Annotated in this window: 17 protein-coding genes; all 17 read right to left on the bottom strand. The window is 41.5% G+C overall.

The window, feature by feature from the left end; translation table 11 throughout:
• Positions 1-63 precede the first annotated feature (63 nt).
• Complete coding sequence (gene dprA / locus ACLGGR_RS01530; RefSeq protein ID WP_251215465.1) at positions 64-966, bottom strand: DNA-processing protein DprA; 903 nt, start codon at positions 964-966, stop codon at positions 64-66.
• A gap of 63 nt (positions 967-1,029) precedes the next feature.
• On the bottom strand, positions 1,030-1,932 hold the full coding sequence (sucD, locus tag ACLGGR_RS01535) for a succinate--CoA ligase subunit alpha (RefSeq protein ID WP_003212080.1): 903 nt from the start codon (positions 1,930-1,932) through the stop codon (positions 1,030-1,032).
• Positions 1,933-1,954: 22 nt separating this feature from the next.
• A complete protein-coding gene (sucC, locus tag ACLGGR_RS01540) occupies positions 1,955-3,115 on the bottom strand; it encodes an ADP-forming succinate--CoA ligase subunit beta (protein ID WP_024426972.1) in 1,161 nt (386 codons plus the stop codon).
• Positions 3,116-3,291: 176 nt separating this feature from the next.
• Complete coding sequence (locus ACLGGR_RS01545; protein ID WP_047202155.1) at positions 3,292-3,567, bottom strand: FlhB-like flagellar biosynthesis protein; 276 nt, start codon at positions 3,565-3,567, stop codon at positions 3,292-3,294.
• Positions 3,564-5,303 (bottom strand): glycosyltransferase, encoded by a 1,740-nt coding sequence (locus tag ACLGGR_RS01550; RefSeq protein ID WP_410972375.1) that lies wholly within the window; start codon positions 5,301-5,303, stop codon positions 3,564-3,566. Before ACLGGR_RS01550 ends, ACLGGR_RS01545 begins: the two co-directional genes overlap by 4 nt.
• A 26-nt stretch (positions 5,304-5,329) precedes the next feature.
• Entirely contained in the window at positions 5,330-6,094 is a 765-nt protein-coding gene (locus tag ACLGGR_RS01555) for a ribonuclease HII (RefSeq protein WP_144470474.1), read from the bottom strand.
• 76 nt (positions 6,095-6,170) lie between these two features.
• Positions 6,171-7,019 carry a ribosome biogenesis GTPase YlqF gene (ylqF, locus tag ACLGGR_RS01560; RefSeq protein ID WP_034281765.1) on the bottom strand — a complete coding sequence of 283 codons (849 nt, stop codon included), beginning with the start codon at positions 7,017-7,019 and terminating at the stop codon, positions 6,171-6,173.
• A gap of 87 nt (positions 7,020-7,106) precedes the next feature.
• Positions 7,107-7,454, bottom strand: coding sequence for a 50S ribosomal protein L19 (gene rplS, locus ACLGGR_RS01565; protein WP_012009940.1), 348 nt, complete (start codon positions 7,452-7,454; stop codon positions 7,107-7,109).
• A 137-nt stretch (positions 7,455-7,591) separates the two neighbouring features.
• Positions 7,592-8,326, bottom strand: a complete 735-nt coding sequence (gene trmD, locus ACLGGR_RS01570) for a tRNA (guanosine(37)-N1)-methyltransferase TrmD (protein ID WP_251215467.1) — start codon at positions 8,324-8,326, stop codon at positions 7,592-7,594.
• A complete protein-coding gene (rimM, locus tag ACLGGR_RS01575; RefSeq protein WP_142944773.1) occupies positions 8,323-8,847 on the bottom strand; it encodes a ribosome maturation factor RimM in 525 nt (174 codons plus the stop codon). The genes trmD and rimM overlap by 4 nt, the downstream gene beginning before the upstream one ends.
• An 8-nt stretch (positions 8,848-8,855) precedes the next feature.
• Complete coding sequence (locus ACLGGR_RS01580; RefSeq protein ID WP_024424191.1) at positions 8,856-9,242, bottom strand: YlqD family protein; 387 nt, start codon at positions 9,240-9,242, stop codon at positions 8,856-8,858.
• A 103-nt stretch (positions 9,243-9,345) separates the two neighbouring features.
• Positions 9,346-9,591: a KH domain-containing protein gene (locus ACLGGR_RS01585; RefSeq protein WP_024424192.1), complete on the bottom strand. Its 246-nt coding sequence runs from the start codon at positions 9,589-9,591 to the stop codon at positions 9,346-9,348.
• Positions 9,591-9,863 (bottom strand): 30S ribosomal protein S16, encoded by a 273-nt coding sequence (rpsP, locus tag ACLGGR_RS01590; protein WP_008344841.1) that lies wholly within the window; start codon positions 9,861-9,863, stop codon positions 9,591-9,593. The genes ACLGGR_RS01585 and rpsP overlap by 1 nt, the downstream gene beginning before the upstream one ends.
• 105 nt (positions 9,864-9,968) lie before the next feature.
• A complete protein-coding gene (gene ffh / locus ACLGGR_RS01595) occupies positions 9,969-11,309 on the bottom strand; it encodes a signal recognition particle protein (RefSeq protein WP_041117374.1) in 1,341 nt (446 codons plus the stop codon).
• Positions 11,310-11,322: 13 nt separating this feature from the next.
• Positions 11,323-11,655 (bottom strand): putative DNA-binding protein, encoded by a 333-nt coding sequence (locus ACLGGR_RS01600; RefSeq protein WP_142944772.1) that lies wholly within the window; start codon positions 11,653-11,655, stop codon positions 11,323-11,325.
• A 143-nt stretch (positions 11,656-11,798) separates the two neighbouring features.
• Entirely contained in the window at positions 11,799-12,785 is a 987-nt protein-coding gene (gene ftsY, locus ACLGGR_RS01605) for a signal recognition particle-docking protein FtsY (protein WP_024424194.1), read from the bottom strand.
• A gap of 21 nt (positions 12,786-12,806) precedes the next feature.
• Positions 12,807-16,367: a chromosome segregation protein SMC gene (gene smc / locus ACLGGR_RS01610; protein ID WP_410972376.1), complete on the bottom strand. Its 3,561-nt coding sequence runs from the start codon at positions 16,365-16,367 to the stop codon at positions 12,807-12,809.
• Positions 16,368-16,447: the final 80 nt, after the last annotated feature.

Consider the following 16,447-nt stretch of genomic DNA (forward strand, 5'->3'; position numbering starts at 1 on the left):
AAAGTGTAAACTTAAATCCTCACTATTATTAAATATTCCGATGTCTTTTGTCAAACGATATTTTTATGAGAGTTCAGTATATTGAACGCTGCGGAAGGAGAATTCCTCTAAAATATCCTTTGTTGAATGAACAAGCTTTGCTCCCTGCTGAATGAGTTTTGCCGGACCTGTGGAATTAGGATCAAAGATGGATCCAGCAACCGCAAATACCTCTTTTCCTTGCTCAAGCGCTTGATAGGCTGTAATAAGAGAACCGCTCTTTTCTTTGCATTGAATCACGATGGTTCCTTTCGTCAATGCACTAATTAAACGATTTCTCATTGGAAAATGCCACTTTTCTGGTTTGACATAAGGAGGATGCTCTGACAAAAGCAAATGATGTTCGCCCATGTATTGAGCCATTTGCGCATGCTCTTTTGGGTATAAATGCTGAAAGCCACCCGCTATAATGCCGATCGTTTTTCCTTTTTTCCTGATGCACTCTTTATGTGCAAGTCCATCGATTCCTTTAGCTAAACCACTGACAATGATCCAATCTTCCTTTACAAGCTCACCAACAATTTTCTTCACACATGCTTCTCCATAAGATGATGGAACTCTTGTGCCGACTACACCTAAACTTTTTTCTTCATTTAAATATGATACGTTTCCTTTTAGGAATAACACAGGGGGAGGATCATAAATATTTTTTAGTGTGCTGGGATATAAGGGTGATGTGATGGGAATCATGTGAATGTTTTGCTTTAAATAGGCTTGAACGATGTGTTGAAAAATGGGGAATTCATTTTCTTCAGCTTGTTTTAAGCGGGTAAAGTCGATCGTTTGTAATGCTCGATCCTGTTTAAAATGATGTGTTTCTTCATTTATATATAGCTCAGGATCGACTTTCCACCATTTTGTTAATAATGAGGGTGAGATGAGGCCTTTTAAGCGGTGAAAAATCATTCTTTCGGACACGTTGTACATACCATTCCTCCATTTTAAGATAGAAAGAAGAAGACTTGTCAAAGAACAAGTCTTCTTGTGTCATTAATGCGTTTTACAAGCTTCGAAAAGATTCTTCTCTTTTAATACTTTAATCAACGTTTCTCCCATGACAGATGGTGTTTCTGCCACTTCAATTCCACATTCACGCATTGTTTTTACCTTTTCATCAGCTGTTCCTTTACCACCAGAAATAATGGCACCAGCATGTCCCATACGTTTTCCTGGAGGCGCCGTTTTACCACCAATAAAGCCAACGACTGGTTTAGTCATATTTGCTTTGACCCATTCAGCTGCTTCTTCTTCAGCTGTACCGCCGATTTCACCGATCATAATCACAGCATGTGTATCAGGGTCTTCATTGAATGCTTTTAATACATCAATAAAGTTTGTCCCATTGACAGGGTCTCCGCCGATTCCTACAGCTGTCGATTGACCAACGCCAGCTTCTGAAAGCTGATGTACCGCTTCATATGTAAGCGTTCCAGAACGAGAAACAACACCCACATGACCTTTTTTATGAATGTAGCCTGGCATGATCCCAATCTTACATTCTTCAGGTGTAATGACACCTGGACAGTTAGGGCCAACAAGTCTTGTCTTTTTCCCTTCCATATACCGTTTTACTTTGACCATGTCAAGTACTGGAATATGTTCAGTAATACAAATGACTAGATCGACTTCTGCATCAACAGCCTCTAAAATGGCATCTGCTGCAAATGGTGCTGGTACATAGATAACAGAAGCATTTGCTCCAGTTGTTTGAACAGCTTCAGATACTGTATTAAATACAGGAACTCCTTCTACTTCAGTTCCACCTTTTCCAGGTGTGACACCACCAACAATATTTGTTCCGTACTCAATCATTTGTTTTGTATGGAACAATGCGGTTGAACCGGTAATCCCCTGAACAATTACTCTCGTATTTTTATTAATAAATACACTCATTTAGGTTCCCTGCCTTTCTGCTCTACTTGACTAAAGATACAATCTTTTCTGCCCCGTCAGCCATAGACTCAGCAGAAGTGATATTTAAGCCTGAATCACTCAGGATTTTCTTCCCTAATTCAACGTTTGTTCCTTCAAGACGTACAACAAGTGGTAATGTTAAGCCGACTTGTTTCGTCGCTTCAACAACACCTTCTGCAATCACATCACATTTCATGATGCCGCCAAAAATGTTCACGAAAATCCCTTTGACATTTTGATCAGATAAGATGATTTTAAATGCTTCCGTTACTTTTTCAGCTGTTGCACCGCCGCCAACATCTAGGAAGTTTGCAGGGTCCCCGCCGTAATGCTTGATGATATCCATTGTAGACATCGCAAGACCTGCTCCATTGACCATACAGCCAATATTTCCATCTAGAGAAATGTAGCTTAAGTCATATTTAGATGCTTCAATTTCTTTTGGATCCTCTTCATCAAGGTCACGGTATTCTAATATATCTTTTTGTCTATATAAGGCATTGCTATCAAAGTTTAATTTTGCATCAAGTGCCATGACTTTTCCATCGCCTGTTACAACAAGTGGATTAATCTCAGCAATTGAACAATCTTTTTCAATAAACGCATTGTAAAGGCTTGTCATAAACTTAACAGCTTGGCCAACTAATTTTGTTGGAATATTAATTTTAAATGCTACTTCTCTCGCCTGATAGCCTTGCAGGCCAATCGCTGGGTCGATGACCACTTTGACGATTTTTTCTGGCGTTTTTTCTGCTACTTCTTCAATTTCAGTACCGCCTTCTTCAGATGCCATCAATACAATTCTTGATGTCGCTCTGTCCAAGACTAGTCCAACATAGTATTCCTTTTGAATATCGCAGCCTTCTTCAATAAGTAAGCGTTTTATTTCACGCCCTTCAGGCCCTGTTTGATGTGTGACAAGTGTCTTGCCGAGCAATTCCTCTGCAAACCCTTTCACTTCATCTTTCGTTTTTGCAATTTTTACCCCGCCTGCTTTACCACGGCCGCCTGCATGAATCTGTGCTTTTACGACATATACAGAGCTCCCTAGCTCTTCTGATGCTTTCACTGCTTCATCAGGTGTAAATGCTACTTTACCATTTGGAACTGAAACCCCATATTTTCTTAGGATTTCTTTTCCTTGGTACTCATGGATATTCATTTCCCATCCTCCCAACATATGTAGAAACAAAAATTATAAAATAGACTGCGCTTTCATTTTAAAGAATAAAAAAGAGAATGTCTAGGGTTCTATGTAAAATCGTAAAATCCTTCTAAACATTCAAACTTTTATTTTATTAAAAATATAAATTTTTCAGTCAAATCACTTATTTTACCTTATTTTTTCATTTTTTGATCTAACTTGTAGATAAACGAAAAAATTTCTGCTACAGTATCGTATAATGCTTCAGGGATCTCCTCATCTAGTGTTAAGTGGCGCATGAGTTCGACTAAATTACGGTCTTCCTGGATAGGGACTCCCGACTTTTTTGCTTCTTCAATAATATGATCTGCCACATAGCCGCTGCCTGTTGCAACGACTTTTGGCGCCTTTTGTTTTTCTTCATCATAATGCAGAGCGACCGCTCTTCTAAGCGGTTTTGAATCCTTCATACTCGTAAGTCCAGCCCTTTCTCGCTGATTTTATGAAAGTGTTCATCTAGAAATTGAGACGGATCTACTGGCTCTTGTCTCTTTTTCGCTGTAATTCCCGTCAAACTGTATCCTAGAGCATTTAAATTCTCCCGAACAGCCGGAATCATCGGATTAATGGTTCCTTGCAGTTCATGGGCTGTCTCGACCGTAATTGACATGACCTTTTGCTGAATCGTACAGTCTATTAAAGTTTCTTCAAGGTTTTCCATGTTCAAGTAAAACATGAGGCGGCACTGAGAAATATCAATAGAGCCATCTTTTTTCTTATGTCCCTTTAGAATAAAGGTTAAATCTTGAACACTATGTTTTGAGAAAAGAGGATAAGAAACCATCATTTGACTGACGGTTTGGTTCTCTTGCTGCACTAATAACTGTCCATTTAATCTATGAAACAATTGATCCACTTCTTTTTTAACGTGCTCTGGTAAATCCGCCTGCTTCACATCATTTAGAACAAGCTTTAACTGGTGCAGCTCCTGACTTTTGACATCCTGGCTGCCTTTTTCAAGCAGTTTCAGCATACCTATTTCATCACGTACACCTATTGCCTTTTTCATCGTCATCAGTAAATCGAGCACATCAGTTTTATTGCTTAATGTTGGTTCAGTCTGCTGCACTACCTGGGCCAAAGCTTTTGCCTCTCTTTTTGACAGGAAGGGAAACTCTTTTTGAAGCACAGCTGCTTTTGCGTCAGGCTGAGATCCTGCCTGCTGGAGCCCTTGCAGCAATGCTGTGAGCTGTTTTAAGTTGGGCTCTTGCTGCCCGTCTGCACCTTGTTTCATCAAACTTGCCAGTATCCGCTCAATTTGCTGAAGCGGGATTTGCAGCTCTTCTTTTGGACTTGTTGACTGCTGCACGTTTGTCTGAACAACTTGGGACGGCTGACGCTCTTGAACGATTGCGGCATGGCTATTTTCTTTTTGCTGAGACGGATTGAGCTGAGTCGTTACTGGTAAATTGCCGCCTTGCTTCGCCTCGCCTTCTCTTGCTGCTAGAAGGACCGATAAGAGCTTTTCTGCATGGACGGCTGTCTCTGCATCTACGACTGAACGAACGGCTTGTGTAAGGGTCTGTGTGGCGTCTGTGTGCTTCGGAAGCTGTGTTAATTGATTTAATAGTGCTGTTATATCCTGATGAAGGGCAGAGGATGATTTTACAGCTAAAATAGATTGAAGCACCCCTTGCTGGATCGGTAAATCTTTCTTTAAAGCAAAGAGAAGTGACTGGAGCCCTTTCTTCACATCAGCTCCTTGAAGCTGTTCGATCCACTTCACTGCCGTTTTTAACTCTCCTTCGTTGATGACCGGCTTTTCCTTTAAAAAAGCTGTAGCAGTCAGCGTGTTTTCAAGCCCATTTTTCAGTGAGAGACCTTCTAATAGTTTGGCTGCTGCATCCTTTAATGTCTTAGGATCTTGATCAAATTGCTGAACGGGTCTTAGTTTATTGAGGCTGCCTCCACCCTCTTGTTCAAATTGGAACCAATAAAATGCGTCTGCTTTAAGCTGCGCTGCGAGCTGCGCTTTTATTTTCGTTGAGCCAATTTGAACAAGGGCTGTATCATCTCCAAGCATTTTTAGTACCTTGCCGAGAATCAGCCGATGAACATTATCCTTCCCTTCGGTGTTTAATGGAACCGATTCGGCTGTATTCAGCCGGCTATTCAATGCTGTATGTATGTCCTCAACTCTTGTCATCACAGGCAGCCTCCTTAGAATAAAATTTATGATATAACAGATTTCACCGGCGCAAACGATAATCGGTGGATTGGGGTAGCACCATGTGTTTGAATCGCAGCCAGGTGCTCTTTCGTTCCGTACCCTTTATGTTTTTCAAATTGATACTCAGGATACTTACGACCGTACTCTTCCATCATCTGATCCCTTGTCACCTTCGCAATACACGCACCTGCTGCAATAGATGCGCTTTTTGCATCTCCTTTGATGATATTCTCTTGGTGAGTAGAAAGCGGAAGTGTCATGGCATCTATGAGTAGATAATCAGGTGTATGAGTTAACTGCTCCACAGCTCTCACCATCGCCAGTCTTGATGCTTCATAAATATTGATTTCATCAATCGTAGCCGCATCAACAATGCCGATTCCGATATCAAGTGCTTCTTTTTGAATTAAATCATAATAAGCCAATCTTTTTTTCTCAGATAATTGCTTTGAGTCGTTTAAACCGAGCAGGACTGTATCTTCCTTTAATATAACCGCTGCTGCCACAACTGGGCCGGCAAGCGGGCCTCTTCCTGCTTCATCTATTCCAGCAATACATGTGTATCCCTGCGCCTTTGCTTTGTTTTCAAATTGCAGCATGTCATGCCATGCTGCGCGAAGTGCTTGCTGCTTTTCTCTCTCTTTGTGCCACTTTTCTATAAGTTTTTGGACACTTTTTCTCGTATCATCTTTAACAAGCTCGCGAATGTATGACTCGTCGCCTGCATGCTTTTCAATTAGTTCTTTTATTTGTTTCACCGTGTACATGGGCTTTTTCGCAGCCTCCTTCTTTATATCGGCAGTTTTTCGCAAAAAATAAAGACCCGCATGAGCTGCGTGTCTTTTAGCTTTCAGGCTTCTCAAAAGTGAGGGGACCAAATTTTTCTGTTCGAATATCCCGAATAATGATTTCGGTGGTTTTGTCATAGTTTATGAATCCCCCGCTCATTAGACAGCCACGCTTAGTGCCAATTGCATCAAACAGCTCAACCGTATCTTCAGGTATCTCCGCTAGGTCATAGCGTTTTTTTAATCGCTCTGGGTAGTTCTCTTCTAGAAAACGAAGTGCATACACAGCGACATCCTGTAAATTGATAATCGAATCTTTGATCGCTCCAGTCACCGCAAGCCTAAGTCCTACTTGCTCATCTTCAAACTTCGGCCAGAGGATTCCTGGGGTATCGAGCAGTTCTAGTTCTTTCCCTACCTTCACCCATTGCTGTGATGTCGTAATACCAGGCCGGTCTCCTGTTTTGGCAATGTTCTTTTTTGCTAAACGATTAATTAAGGTCGATTTTCCGACGTTGGGAATCCCGATAATCAGCGCTCGAATTGCACGTGGTTTGACGCCTTTTGCTTTCATGCGGTCGAATTTTTCTTTTAAAATTTCTTTTGAAGCCGTGATAATCTGATTTAACCCTTGTCCATCGACTGAGTTAATGGCAAGTGACCGAACGCCTTGCTGCTCAAAATGCGCCTGCCACTCTTTTGTCATACGAGGATCTGCTTTATCTGCTTTGTTTAAAAGCATAATTTTGGGTTTGTTTTGAAGGATTTCTTCGATCATTGGGTTTCTAGAGGACATCGGAATTCTTGCATCGGTTAATTCAAATACGATGTCGATGAGCTTTAACTTTTCTGTGACTTCACGTCTTGCTTTTGCCATATGGCCTGGAAACCATTGAATCGTCATATGTGCACCTTCTCTCTTCTATCTATCTCTATACATTGTACAAAAAAAGAGCCTGTTACAGGTAACAAGCTCTTTCCTTTGATATCATTATCGTCTGATTTCTTTGATACGAGCCGCTTTACCGCGAAGTTCACGTAGGTAGTAAAGTTTCGCACGACGTACCTTACCGTGACGTACAACTTCGATGTTAGCGATTTTTGGTGTGTGTACAGGGAATGTACGCTCAACGCCTACACCGTAAGAGATCTTACGAACTGTGAAAGTTTCGCTGATTCCACCACCACGACGCTTAATTACAACACCTTCAAAGATCTGGATACGCTCACGAGTACCCTCGACAACTTTAACGTGTACACGTAAAGTGTCACCAGGACGGAACGCAGGAAGATCAGTGCGCAATTGTTCTTTTGTGATTTCTTCAATCAATTGTTGCATCGTTTTCAACTCCTTCCAACAGATGCTCATGTCCTCTTTCTTCATTGCAGCGGAACATCGTTTTCAAACTTGAATCGGCAAGCCGTCCAAGTCACAAGTAGTATCATACCATACCTCTATGCCGTGTGCAATACAATCTAGTCATTATGAAGCTGCCAAAGCCATCTTTTTTCTTCATCCGTTAACGTTTTGCATGAATCGATCAAATCTGGTCGTCTTGTATAGGTTCGCTTCAAGGATTCTTTGCGCCGCCACTCTTCAATTTTGGCGTGATTTCCAGAGAGGAGCACATCCGGCACTTTTAGTCCTTTATAATCCGCTGGCCTTGTATAGTGCGGGTGCTCAAGCAGACCTGTACTGAATGAATCTTCGATGTGCGACGCTTCTTTTCCAAGCACATGAGGCAAAAGCCTGACCACACTGTCTGCAATCATCATCGCTGGCAGCTCTCCGCCTGTGAGGACGAAATCTCCAATTGAGATCTCATCTGTGACAAGATGCTCCCTGATGCGCTCATCGTAGCCTTCATAGTGGCCGCAAATGAACATAAGATGCTCTTCTTTTGCAAGTTCTTCTGCCTTCTTTTGTGTATATCTTTCTCCTTGAGGACAGACAAGAATAACTCGGGGCTTCGTGCTTGCTTTCTTCGTTAAATCTTCTACCGCATCAAATACAGGCTGTGCTTTCAGTACCATACCAGCACCGCCGCCATACGGATAGTCATCCACTATTTTATGCTTATGATCCGAATACTCTCTAAAATTGACGACCTGAAATGAGACAGCTTCTTTCTCCTGTGCTTTTTTTAAGATCGATGAGTGAAGCACACCTTCGAACATTTCAGGAAAAAGGGTTAAGAAGTCGATTTTCATTCGTCAATGAGTCCTTCCATCACTTCAATGTGTACGGTTTTGGATGAGATATCGATGTTTTTAACGACAGATGGAATATAAGGAATCAAGGCATCTTTTTTGCCTTTTCTACCTACCACCCACACATCATTTGCCCCTGGCGTTAAGATTTCTTTGATTTGGCCAATTAGCTTGTCCTCTTCATCGTATACTTCACAGCCAATGATTTGGTGGAAATAAAATTCTCCTTCATCTAATGACCCGAGATGTTCTTTTTCTACCTTTAAGATTGATTCTTTCAATTGCTCTGCTTCATTTAATGAATTGATTTCTTCAAATGTGAGCAAATCAAACTGTTTGTGCTGCCGATGTGATGCGACAGTCACTTTCAGCGGCTCGCTTTGACCTTGCTTAAAAATATAGAGGACGCTTCCTTTTTTGTAGCGCTCTTCTGGGAAATCCGTCTTTGACACGACGCGTACTTCTCCGCGCACTCCGTGTGTATTGACGATCTTTCCAACATTCAACCATTCTAGCTCCATGTTCTCAATCACCCCTGACGTATTTCCACAATGGTGCCGTCTTTCACGACGATGACATTATCTTGCATCTTGTCATCCCATTTATCACCTATTTTTACTTCAACCAGTGCATCCACTTCTGTTTCTTTCATTTCACTTCCAAGCGGCAAAATATGCAGCTGCTCTACTTGAAAATCAATTTGCCGGATCTTCTCTTGCCTTTTATCGATCGCTTTTTGAAATTGAGGGATGGCTTCTTGCTGATGTGGTTCTTTTTCATGTTTTTTTAGTTGAAAATATAGTTGATTGCATTCACGTTCTAGTCTTTCTTTTTTCTCCAAAAAAGTCGTTAACAGTTTGTCCTTACTGCTTTCAGTTAATACTTGCATCACGGTGACATGTTGAATGATCTGCATCTTCCTTTTTGTCCCCCTATCCGAAGGCATTTGTCCTCTACAGTATAACGAAAAATAGATTTAAACGTGTAAAAAAAGGGGAGGTCCTAAGCCCTCTCCCTTTTTAGTCAGCAATCTCAAGTTGAACTTTCTTAGAAGACTCTGCACTTGCTGCAAAAATGACTGTTCGTATCGCTTTTGCTGTACGTCCCTGCTTTCCGATCACTTTTCCGGTATCTTCAGCATTGACAGACAGTGTGTAAATCACCTGCTCATCTTTTTCTAATGAAGATACGTGAATATCTTCAGGGAAATCAACAAGTGGCTCGACGATGGACACAATCAATTCTTCCAAGGACAGCTCATTCATTATTTGCTGTTTTTCGCATTATGAAATTTTTCAAGAATTCCTTGGCTTGAGAAAAGGTTGCGAACTGTATCAGATGGTTTCGCACCATTTTGAAGCCATTTAAGCGCTAATTCTTCGTTGATTTTCACCTCAGCTGGTGATACCACTGGGTTGTAAGTTCCAACTGTTTCGATGAAACGACCGTCACGTGGTGAACGAGAATCTGCTACAACAATACGATAGAAAGGAGATTTTTTTGCTCCCATACGTTTTAAACGAATTTTTACTGCCATTTTACTAGCACCTCCGAAAATATTTCAACAAGATAGTATATTAACAATGATAAAAGGGTTTGTAAAGTGTTTTTTCTTAACAACGGTTTTATCATGTATAACCAATTACATAAATGGTAATTTAAAGCCCTTTTTCTTTCCTTTGGACATGTTGGTCATTTGCTTCATCATCTTTTTCATTTCATCAAATTGCTTTAAAAGGCGATTGACTTCCTGTACAGATGTTCCGCTTCCCTTTGCAATCCGTTTTCTGCGGCTTGCATTGATGACCTCTGGCTGTTCTTTTTCCTCGGTCGTCATTGATTTAATGATCGCTTCGATATGATTAAGCTGCTTTTCGTCTACTTGGACGTTTTTGAGCCCTTTCATTTTACCGGCTCCCGGCATCATTTGGATCAGTTCATCAAGTGGACCCATATTCCGAACTTGGCCAAGCTGCTCGAGGAAATCATCGAGCGTGAAGCTCATTGTCCGCATTTTTTGCTCAAGCTCTTTCGCTTTATCTTGGTCGACGTTTGCCTGTGCTTTTTCAATAAGCGTGAGCACATCTCCCATGCCAAGAATTCTTGATGCCATCCGCTCCGGATGGAATGGTTCAATCGCATCAAGCTTTTCTCCTAGCGCAGCGAATTTAATCGGCGTATTGGTGACAGCTCGAATAGAAAGTGCTGCACCGCCTCTTGTGTCACCGTCTAGTTTTGTTAGAACGACACCCGTTAAACCAAGCTGTTCATTAAAGCTTTTTGCGACATTGACAGCATCTTGACCTGTCATCGAGTCAACAACTAGGAAAATCTCTTCTGGATTAGCTACTTCTTTTACTTTCTGAAGTTCATCCATCAATTCTTCATCGATATGAAGACGTCCTGCTGTATCTAAAATGACATAATCATGATGTTCTTCTTTCGCTTTTTCAATTGCCTGTTTGGCAATTTCCACAGGGCTGACTTGATCACCTAATGAAAACACCGGCATATCAAGCTGTTTCCCAAGCGTTTGAAGCTGCTGGATCGCTGCTGGTCTGTAAATATCAGCAGCTACCATCATCGGCTTGCGATTATGTTTTTTGCGAAGTAAATTGGCAAGCTTCCCAGTTGTGGTTGTTTTACCTGCCCCTTGAAGACCAACCATCATAATGACTGTTGGAGATTTTTTCGCTACAGCGATCTTACTCTCTTCTCCGCCCATTAATTCAGTGAGTTCTTCTTTTACAACTTTAATGACCTGTTGTCCAGGGGTAAGGCTTTTCATGACCTCTTGTCCAACTGCCCGCTCACTTACTTTTTTCACAAAGTCTTTGACTACTTTAAAATTGACGTCAGCTTCAAGAAGGGCAAGGCGTACCTCGCGCATCATTTCTTTTACATCTTGCTCTGACACTTTTCCTTTGCCGCGGATTTTTGAAATCGTCTGCTGCAGTCGGTCGGCTAATCCTTCAAATGCCATACTGTGCCGCCTCCTAATCTAATTTCTCAAGCGATTCAATTAAAGCTTCTGCTTCTTCCGTTTGCGCAGAATCAGCTACAAGCTCTCTCATTTTTTCGAGAAGTTCTTTACGCTCTTTAAATTTCTTAAACAAGAGCAGCTTTTCTTCATATTGTTCAAGCATCGCTTCAGTCCGTTTAATATTATCATAAACAGCCTGCCTTGATACTTCATATTCATCCGCAATTTCACCGAGGGAAAAATCGTCTAGGTAGTAAAGCGACATGTAGCTCTTTTGCTTTGCGGTCAACAACGATTGATAGAAGTCAAACAAGTAATTCATTCTCGTTGTTTTTTCAAGCGTCATGGGCTCTCTCCCCTTTGTTAAGTTCATTCCCTTTACATCAACTAAGTTTACACGGTTCTCTTCTATGTGTCAAGTTTTTATCTTGTCACTTCATGAAGCGGCATATAAATAAAAATGCCAGCAGTTTAGCCGACATTTTTTTGTTAGTCTTGTTGATCAATCACGTCTGAGAATAATCCATACACATACGATTCTGCATCAAACTCTTGCAGATCGTCCACCTTTTCACCTAAACCGACAAGCTTCACGGGAATGTTCAGCTCATTTCGAATCGCAAGAACGATCCCGCCTTTAGCAGTACCGTCAAGCTTTGTTAAAGCAATTCCTGTGACATTTGTCGCTTTAGAAAATTCCTTGGCTTGTGCCATGGCGTTTTGACCCGTTGTCGCATCAAGGGCGAGCAATACTTCATGAGGTGCATCTGGAACCTCGCGCTCAATGACTCTCTTGACCTTCTCCAGCTCTTTCATCAAGTTGACTTTGTTTTGAAGTCTTCCTGCTGTATCGCAGATGAGGACATCCGCATTTTTCGCTTTTGCTGATTGAACGGCATCATAGATCACCGCTGCTGGATCAGAGCCTGCCGTTTGTTTGACGACAGGAACACCTGAACGTTCTCCCCACACTTCAAGCTGCTCGATGGCACCGGCACGGAACGTATCACCTGCTGCTAAAATGACGGATTTCCCTTCATTTTTCAGCTTGTTTGCAAGCTTGCCGATAGTTGTTGTTTTCCCAACACCGTTGACACCCACAAATAAAATGATATTCAAACGCCCATCTTCAATGTTCAGCGCAGAGATTTGTTCCTCTCCACTATTGTAGATGTCAACCAGTTTTTCAGAAATCACTGCTTGTACTTCACTTGGGTCTTGAATGTTTCTTAATTTCACTTCTTTTTTCAGCTCATCAATCAGTTCCATCACAGTTGTGAAACCGACATCAGCGCCGATCAGAACCTCTTCCAGCTCTTCAAAAAAGTCTTCATCGACTTTGCGGTAGCGAGAAATCAGTTCATTTACTTTTCCTTGGAAGGAGTTTCTCGTTTTTTCGAGTCCATCTTTAAACTTTTCTGATACTGAATCGGTTTGCTGCGTAAATTTTTCTTTTAATTTCTTAAAAAAGCTCATTGGTTTAAAAACCTCCTTTAATTACTGGACAAGCTCTTTCGTTTCTTCTAGTTTGACAGATACAAGCTTAGAAACACCTGATTCCTGCATCGTCACGCCGTAGAGCACATCGGCTTCTTCCATTGTTCCCTTGCGGTGCGTAATGACAATGAACTGTGTTTCCTCACTGTATTTCTTTAAATATTGCGCAAAACGGAAAACATTTGCTTCATCAAGCGCCGCTTCTACCTCATCTAATACGCAGAATGGAACAGGTCTCACTTTTAAAATAGAGAATAGTAAAGCGATCGCTGTTAAGGCTCTCTCTCCGCCTGAAAGCAGGCTTAAGTTTTGCAGTTTTTTCCCTGGCGGCTGCGCAACAATATCAACGCCTGAATTGAGTAAATCATTTGGATCTGTCAGTTTAAGATCTGCTCTTCCGCCGCCAAATAATGCTTGAAAAACAGCTTCAAAGTGGCCGCGGATTTGAGAGAATGTCTCAGAGAAACGCTTTGTCATCTCTTGATCCATTTCTTCGATGACTTGGAATAATGTATTTTTCGCTTCTGTCAGATCATTTCGCTGTTCTGATAAGAAGAGATAGCGTTCATTCACACGTTCATACTCGTCAATGCTGCCTAAGTTCACTGTTCCAAGTTCTTCAATCGCTAGTTTGATCAGCTTCACTCGTTTTCTTGCTTCATCTGGCGATAACGTCAACTGATACATCTCTTTTGCTCCTTCAAACGAAAGGGCATATTCTTCGTTCAAATAAGCGATCAGGTTATCGAGCTCGACTTCCATACGGCCAAGCTTAATCTCTTCATCTTTTAAGCTTGTGGTGAGCTGCTTATACAAACGCTTTTGTTCTTTAAGTTCACGTTCAGCAAATTCTAATGTTTCAGAAAGAGCGAGACGCTGCTTACGACGCTCTGAAATGAGTGCGGTTGTTTTGTTTTTGTTTTCCAGCTTCTCTTTCGCCGCTTCTTCCAGTTGTTCTGCTCCGCTTGAACTTGATGACATTTCACTTGTTAAGAGTGACAGATCTTCTTTTGTTTCCATCAGCGTCTGTTCAGCTTCTTCTAATTCAGCCATTAAGCTCGAAAGCTTTTCTTGTTCATTCGCTAAGGACTGCTCTTTTTTGGCAAGCGAGATTTTCAGCTCTGTTAATTCGGCAGAAATGGTTTCTTTCGTTGAGCTTTGCGTCTGCTTACGCTTTGTTAATGTATTGATTTCTTGATCAAGAGCCGTCAGTTTCTCACCTATAGAGGATTCAAGAGCGACCTGCTTTTTGTCCTTATCCGTGAGTTCAGTAGAACGCTGCAGCAATTCTTCTTTTTCTTGATCATAGAGTTCAAGATGAGCATTGATATTTTTTTCTGCAACTTGCAGTTCGTATAGCTTCCCTTTGAGATCTTGCTGCTTTTCACGAAGCGTTTCGCCGCGCTGACGCAGTTCGTTTAATTGGCTTTCGTTTGTTCCGATCAATTGCTTCGTTTCTTTTGTTTCCTTTTCAAGGATCGTTGTTTTCTCTTCCATTTCAACGAGCTGCTTTGTTAACGTTTCGATCTCCCGGTTTCTTGAAAGAAGAGAATTGTTCTTTTTCTTTACGCCGCCACCAGTCATTGAACCGCCGGGGTTTACGACATCTCCCTCAAGGGTCACGATGCGGTAACGATGTCCAAGCATTTTTGCCAGTTCATTGGCGCCTTTTAAGTCTCTAACGATCAGCACAGTTCCAAGCAAATTCTGAATCACCTTTTGATACTTTTCATCAAAGGAAACGAGGTGACTCGCTACGCCGATAAATGCAGCATGCTGCTCTGCTGTTTGAACATCTCTGAGCTGAATGGTTCTTTCTTTGATCACGTTCATTGGCAGGAAGGTTGCACGTCCAAAGGAATGCTGCTTCAAGTATCCAATCGCTTGTCTCGCAGCTGATTCATTTTCTGTAACGACGTGCTGCGTGGCTGCACCCAGCGCAATTTCAATCGCTGTCTCATACTGCTGATCCGTTTGAATCAGCTCTGCAATGGCACCATGAATACCGCCTAACCGTTCTTTTGCCTTTAAGACCTCTTTCACTCCTTGGAAAAAGCCTGAGAAGTCTTCCTGCATGGATTCAAGCATCTCTTTTTTGGATTTTGCCTGCTGTACGTATTGATAGGCTTGGTAAAGAGCCGTTTCTTTTTTCTCGTATTGTCGTTTCATTTGCTCAAGTTTTTGTTCCGCTTCTCTAAAGCGTTTTACTTGAGCCAGAATGTCTTCTTCCAGTGCTGAAAGCTGCTGCTCAGCTTCTGTTTTCTTTTCTTTAACAGACACTCGTTCTTCGATATGTTTTTGGTTATTTTGCGTCAGCCGCTCCAGCTGCATCGCCGCTTGGCGCTGCTGTTCTTCTAGTAATTTACGTTCATTACGGATGGATGCCTGTTCATTGAGCAGATCAAAATAATCGCTTTTCAGCTGTTCAATTTGACCTTCCACATCTTCACTATGAAGCGACAGTTGATGCTGCTTTGTTTTGACTTCATCTTTTAGCTGGTGTACTTCTTTTTGCAGGCTGTCACGCGTGATTTTCTGCTGCTCAATCTTTTCGGTTAACAGCGCCTGCTTTTCAGTTAAGCGAACGAGCGTTTCTTCTAGCTGTCCTTGGTTTGCGGCGGCATTTTTTTTCCGCTCTTTTAGCACTTCTTTTTTTCCTTCAAGCTTTTCTAATTCCTCACTTGTGAAAAGAAGAACTTCTTGCAGGTCATTAATTGATTCGTCAAGCGCTTGAATGCGGTCTCTCGACTCTTCAATTTTGGCTTCTTTTGCTTGGATATCTGTAGACTGCTTCATTTCATCTTGTTTGAAGCGCTCGACTGCTTCACCAAGTGTTGTCCATTTTTCATGAAGTGCTTCGATGTCATGGACAGTTAAGGCAATTTCCACATTTTCAAGCTCTTCTTTTTTTTGCAAATAGTCCTTTGCAATAGAGGCCTGCATTCTTAATGGTTCTACTTGGTCTTCAAGTTCATGCAGAATATCTTCTACTCGGTTTAAGTTGTCCTGCGTTTCAAACAGTTTATTCTCGGCTTTTTTCTTTCTTGTTTTATATTTCAAAACGCCAGCCGCTTCTTCAAAGATACTTCTTCTCTCTTCTGCCTTACTTGATAGAATTTCCTCTACCTTTCCTTGGCTGATGATGGAGAAAGCTTCCTTTCCAAGACCTGAATCCATGAAAAGATCAATAATATCCTTTAAGCGGACAGATTGATTGTTTATGAGAAATTCACTTTCTCCTGAACGATAGACTCTTCTTGTCACACTGACTTCGTGAAAATCGATCGGTAAAAAGTGATCTTCGTTATCTAACGTTAAAGTCACCTCTGCTAGATTAACTCTTTTTCTTGAGTCACTTCCTGCAAAAATGATATCTTCCATTTTTCCTCCGCGGAGGCTTTTCGCTGATTGTTCTCCAAGTACCCAGCGGATGGCATCGGTAATATTACTTTTGCCGCTTCCGTTTGGTCCAACAACAGCTGTGACCCCTTTAACAAAGTCCACGGTCACTCGCTGTGCAAATGATTTGAATCCTATCACGTCTAAACGTTTGAGGAACATGAGAGTGATCCTCCTTATGTATTTAAAGTACTATCATCTTACCATATGAAGTGAAAAAAGATGATGGAAAACAGAGTGAA

Origin of the sequence: Bacillus sp. BD48, from assembly GCF_046566805.1 — a bacterium.
GTDB classification, from domain to species: domain Bacteria; phylum Bacillota; class Bacilli; order Bacillales; family Bacillaceae; genus Bacillus; species Bacillus safensis.

Excerpts from the sequence above, each read along its gene's own strand:
- sucD (WP_003212080.1), bottom strand. The coding sequence starts at position 1,932 with ATGAGTGTATTTATTAATAAAAATACGAGAGTAATTGTTCAGGGGATT.
- sucC (WP_024426972.1), bottom strand. The coding sequence starts at position 3,115 with ATGAATATCCATGAGTACCAAGGAAAAGAAATCCTAAGAAAATATGGG.
- ACLGGR_RS01585 (WP_024424192.1), bottom strand. The coding sequence starts at position 9,591 with ATGAATGAGCTGTCCTTGGAAGAATTGATTGTGTCCATCGTCGAGCCA.
- ftsY (WP_024424194.1), bottom strand. The coding sequence starts at position 12,785 with ATGAGCTTTTTTAAGAAATTAAAAGAAAAATTTACGCAGCAAACCGAT.
- ylqF (WP_034281765.1), bottom strand. The coding sequence starts at position 7,019 with ATGACGATTCAATGGTTTCCAGGCCATATGGCAAAAGCAAGACGTGAA.
- dprA (WP_251215465.1), bottom strand. The coding sequence starts at position 966 with ATGTACAACGTGTCCGAAAGAATGATTTTTCACCGCTTAAAAGGCCTC.
- rpsP (WP_008344841.1), bottom strand. The coding sequence starts at position 9,863 with ATGGCAGTAAAAATTCGTTTAAAACGTATGGGAGCAAAAAAATCTCCT.
- ffh (WP_041117374.1), bottom strand. The coding sequence starts at position 11,309 with ATGGCATTTGAAGGATTAGCCGACCGACTGCAGCAGACGATTTCAAAA.
- trmD (WP_251215467.1), bottom strand. The coding sequence starts at position 8,326 with ATGAAAATCGACTTCTTAACCCTTTTTCCTGAAATGTTCGAAGGTGTG.
- rimM (WP_142944773.1), bottom strand. The coding sequence starts at position 8,847 with ATGGAGCTAGAATGGTTGAATGTTGGAAAGATCGTCAATACACACGGA.
- ACLGGR_RS01550 (WP_410972375.1), bottom strand. The coding sequence starts at position 5,303 with ATGACAAGAGTTGAGGACATACATACAGCATTGAATAGCCGGCTGAAT.
- ACLGGR_RS01555 (WP_144470474.1), bottom strand. The coding sequence starts at position 6,094 with ATGTACACGGTGAAACAAATAAAAGAACTAATTGAAAAGCATGCAGGC.
- ACLGGR_RS01545 (WP_047202155.1), bottom strand. The coding sequence starts at position 3,567 with ATGAAGGATTCAAAACCGCTTAGAAGAGCGGTCGCTCTGCATTATGAT.
- ACLGGR_RS01580 (WP_024424191.1), bottom strand. The coding sequence starts at position 9,242 with ATGCAGATCATTCAACATGTCACCGTGATGCAAGTATTAACTGAAAGC.
- rplS (WP_012009940.1), bottom strand. The coding sequence starts at position 7,454 with ATGCAACAATTGATTGAAGAAATCACAAAAGAACAATTGCGCACTGAT.
- ACLGGR_RS01600 (WP_142944772.1), bottom strand. The coding sequence starts at position 11,655 with ATGACGCTTGAAAAAACAACGAGAATGAATTACTTGTTTGACTTCTAT.
- smc (WP_410972376.1), bottom strand. The coding sequence starts at position 16,367 with ATGTTCCTCAAACGTTTAGACGTGATAGGATTCAAATCATTTGCACAG.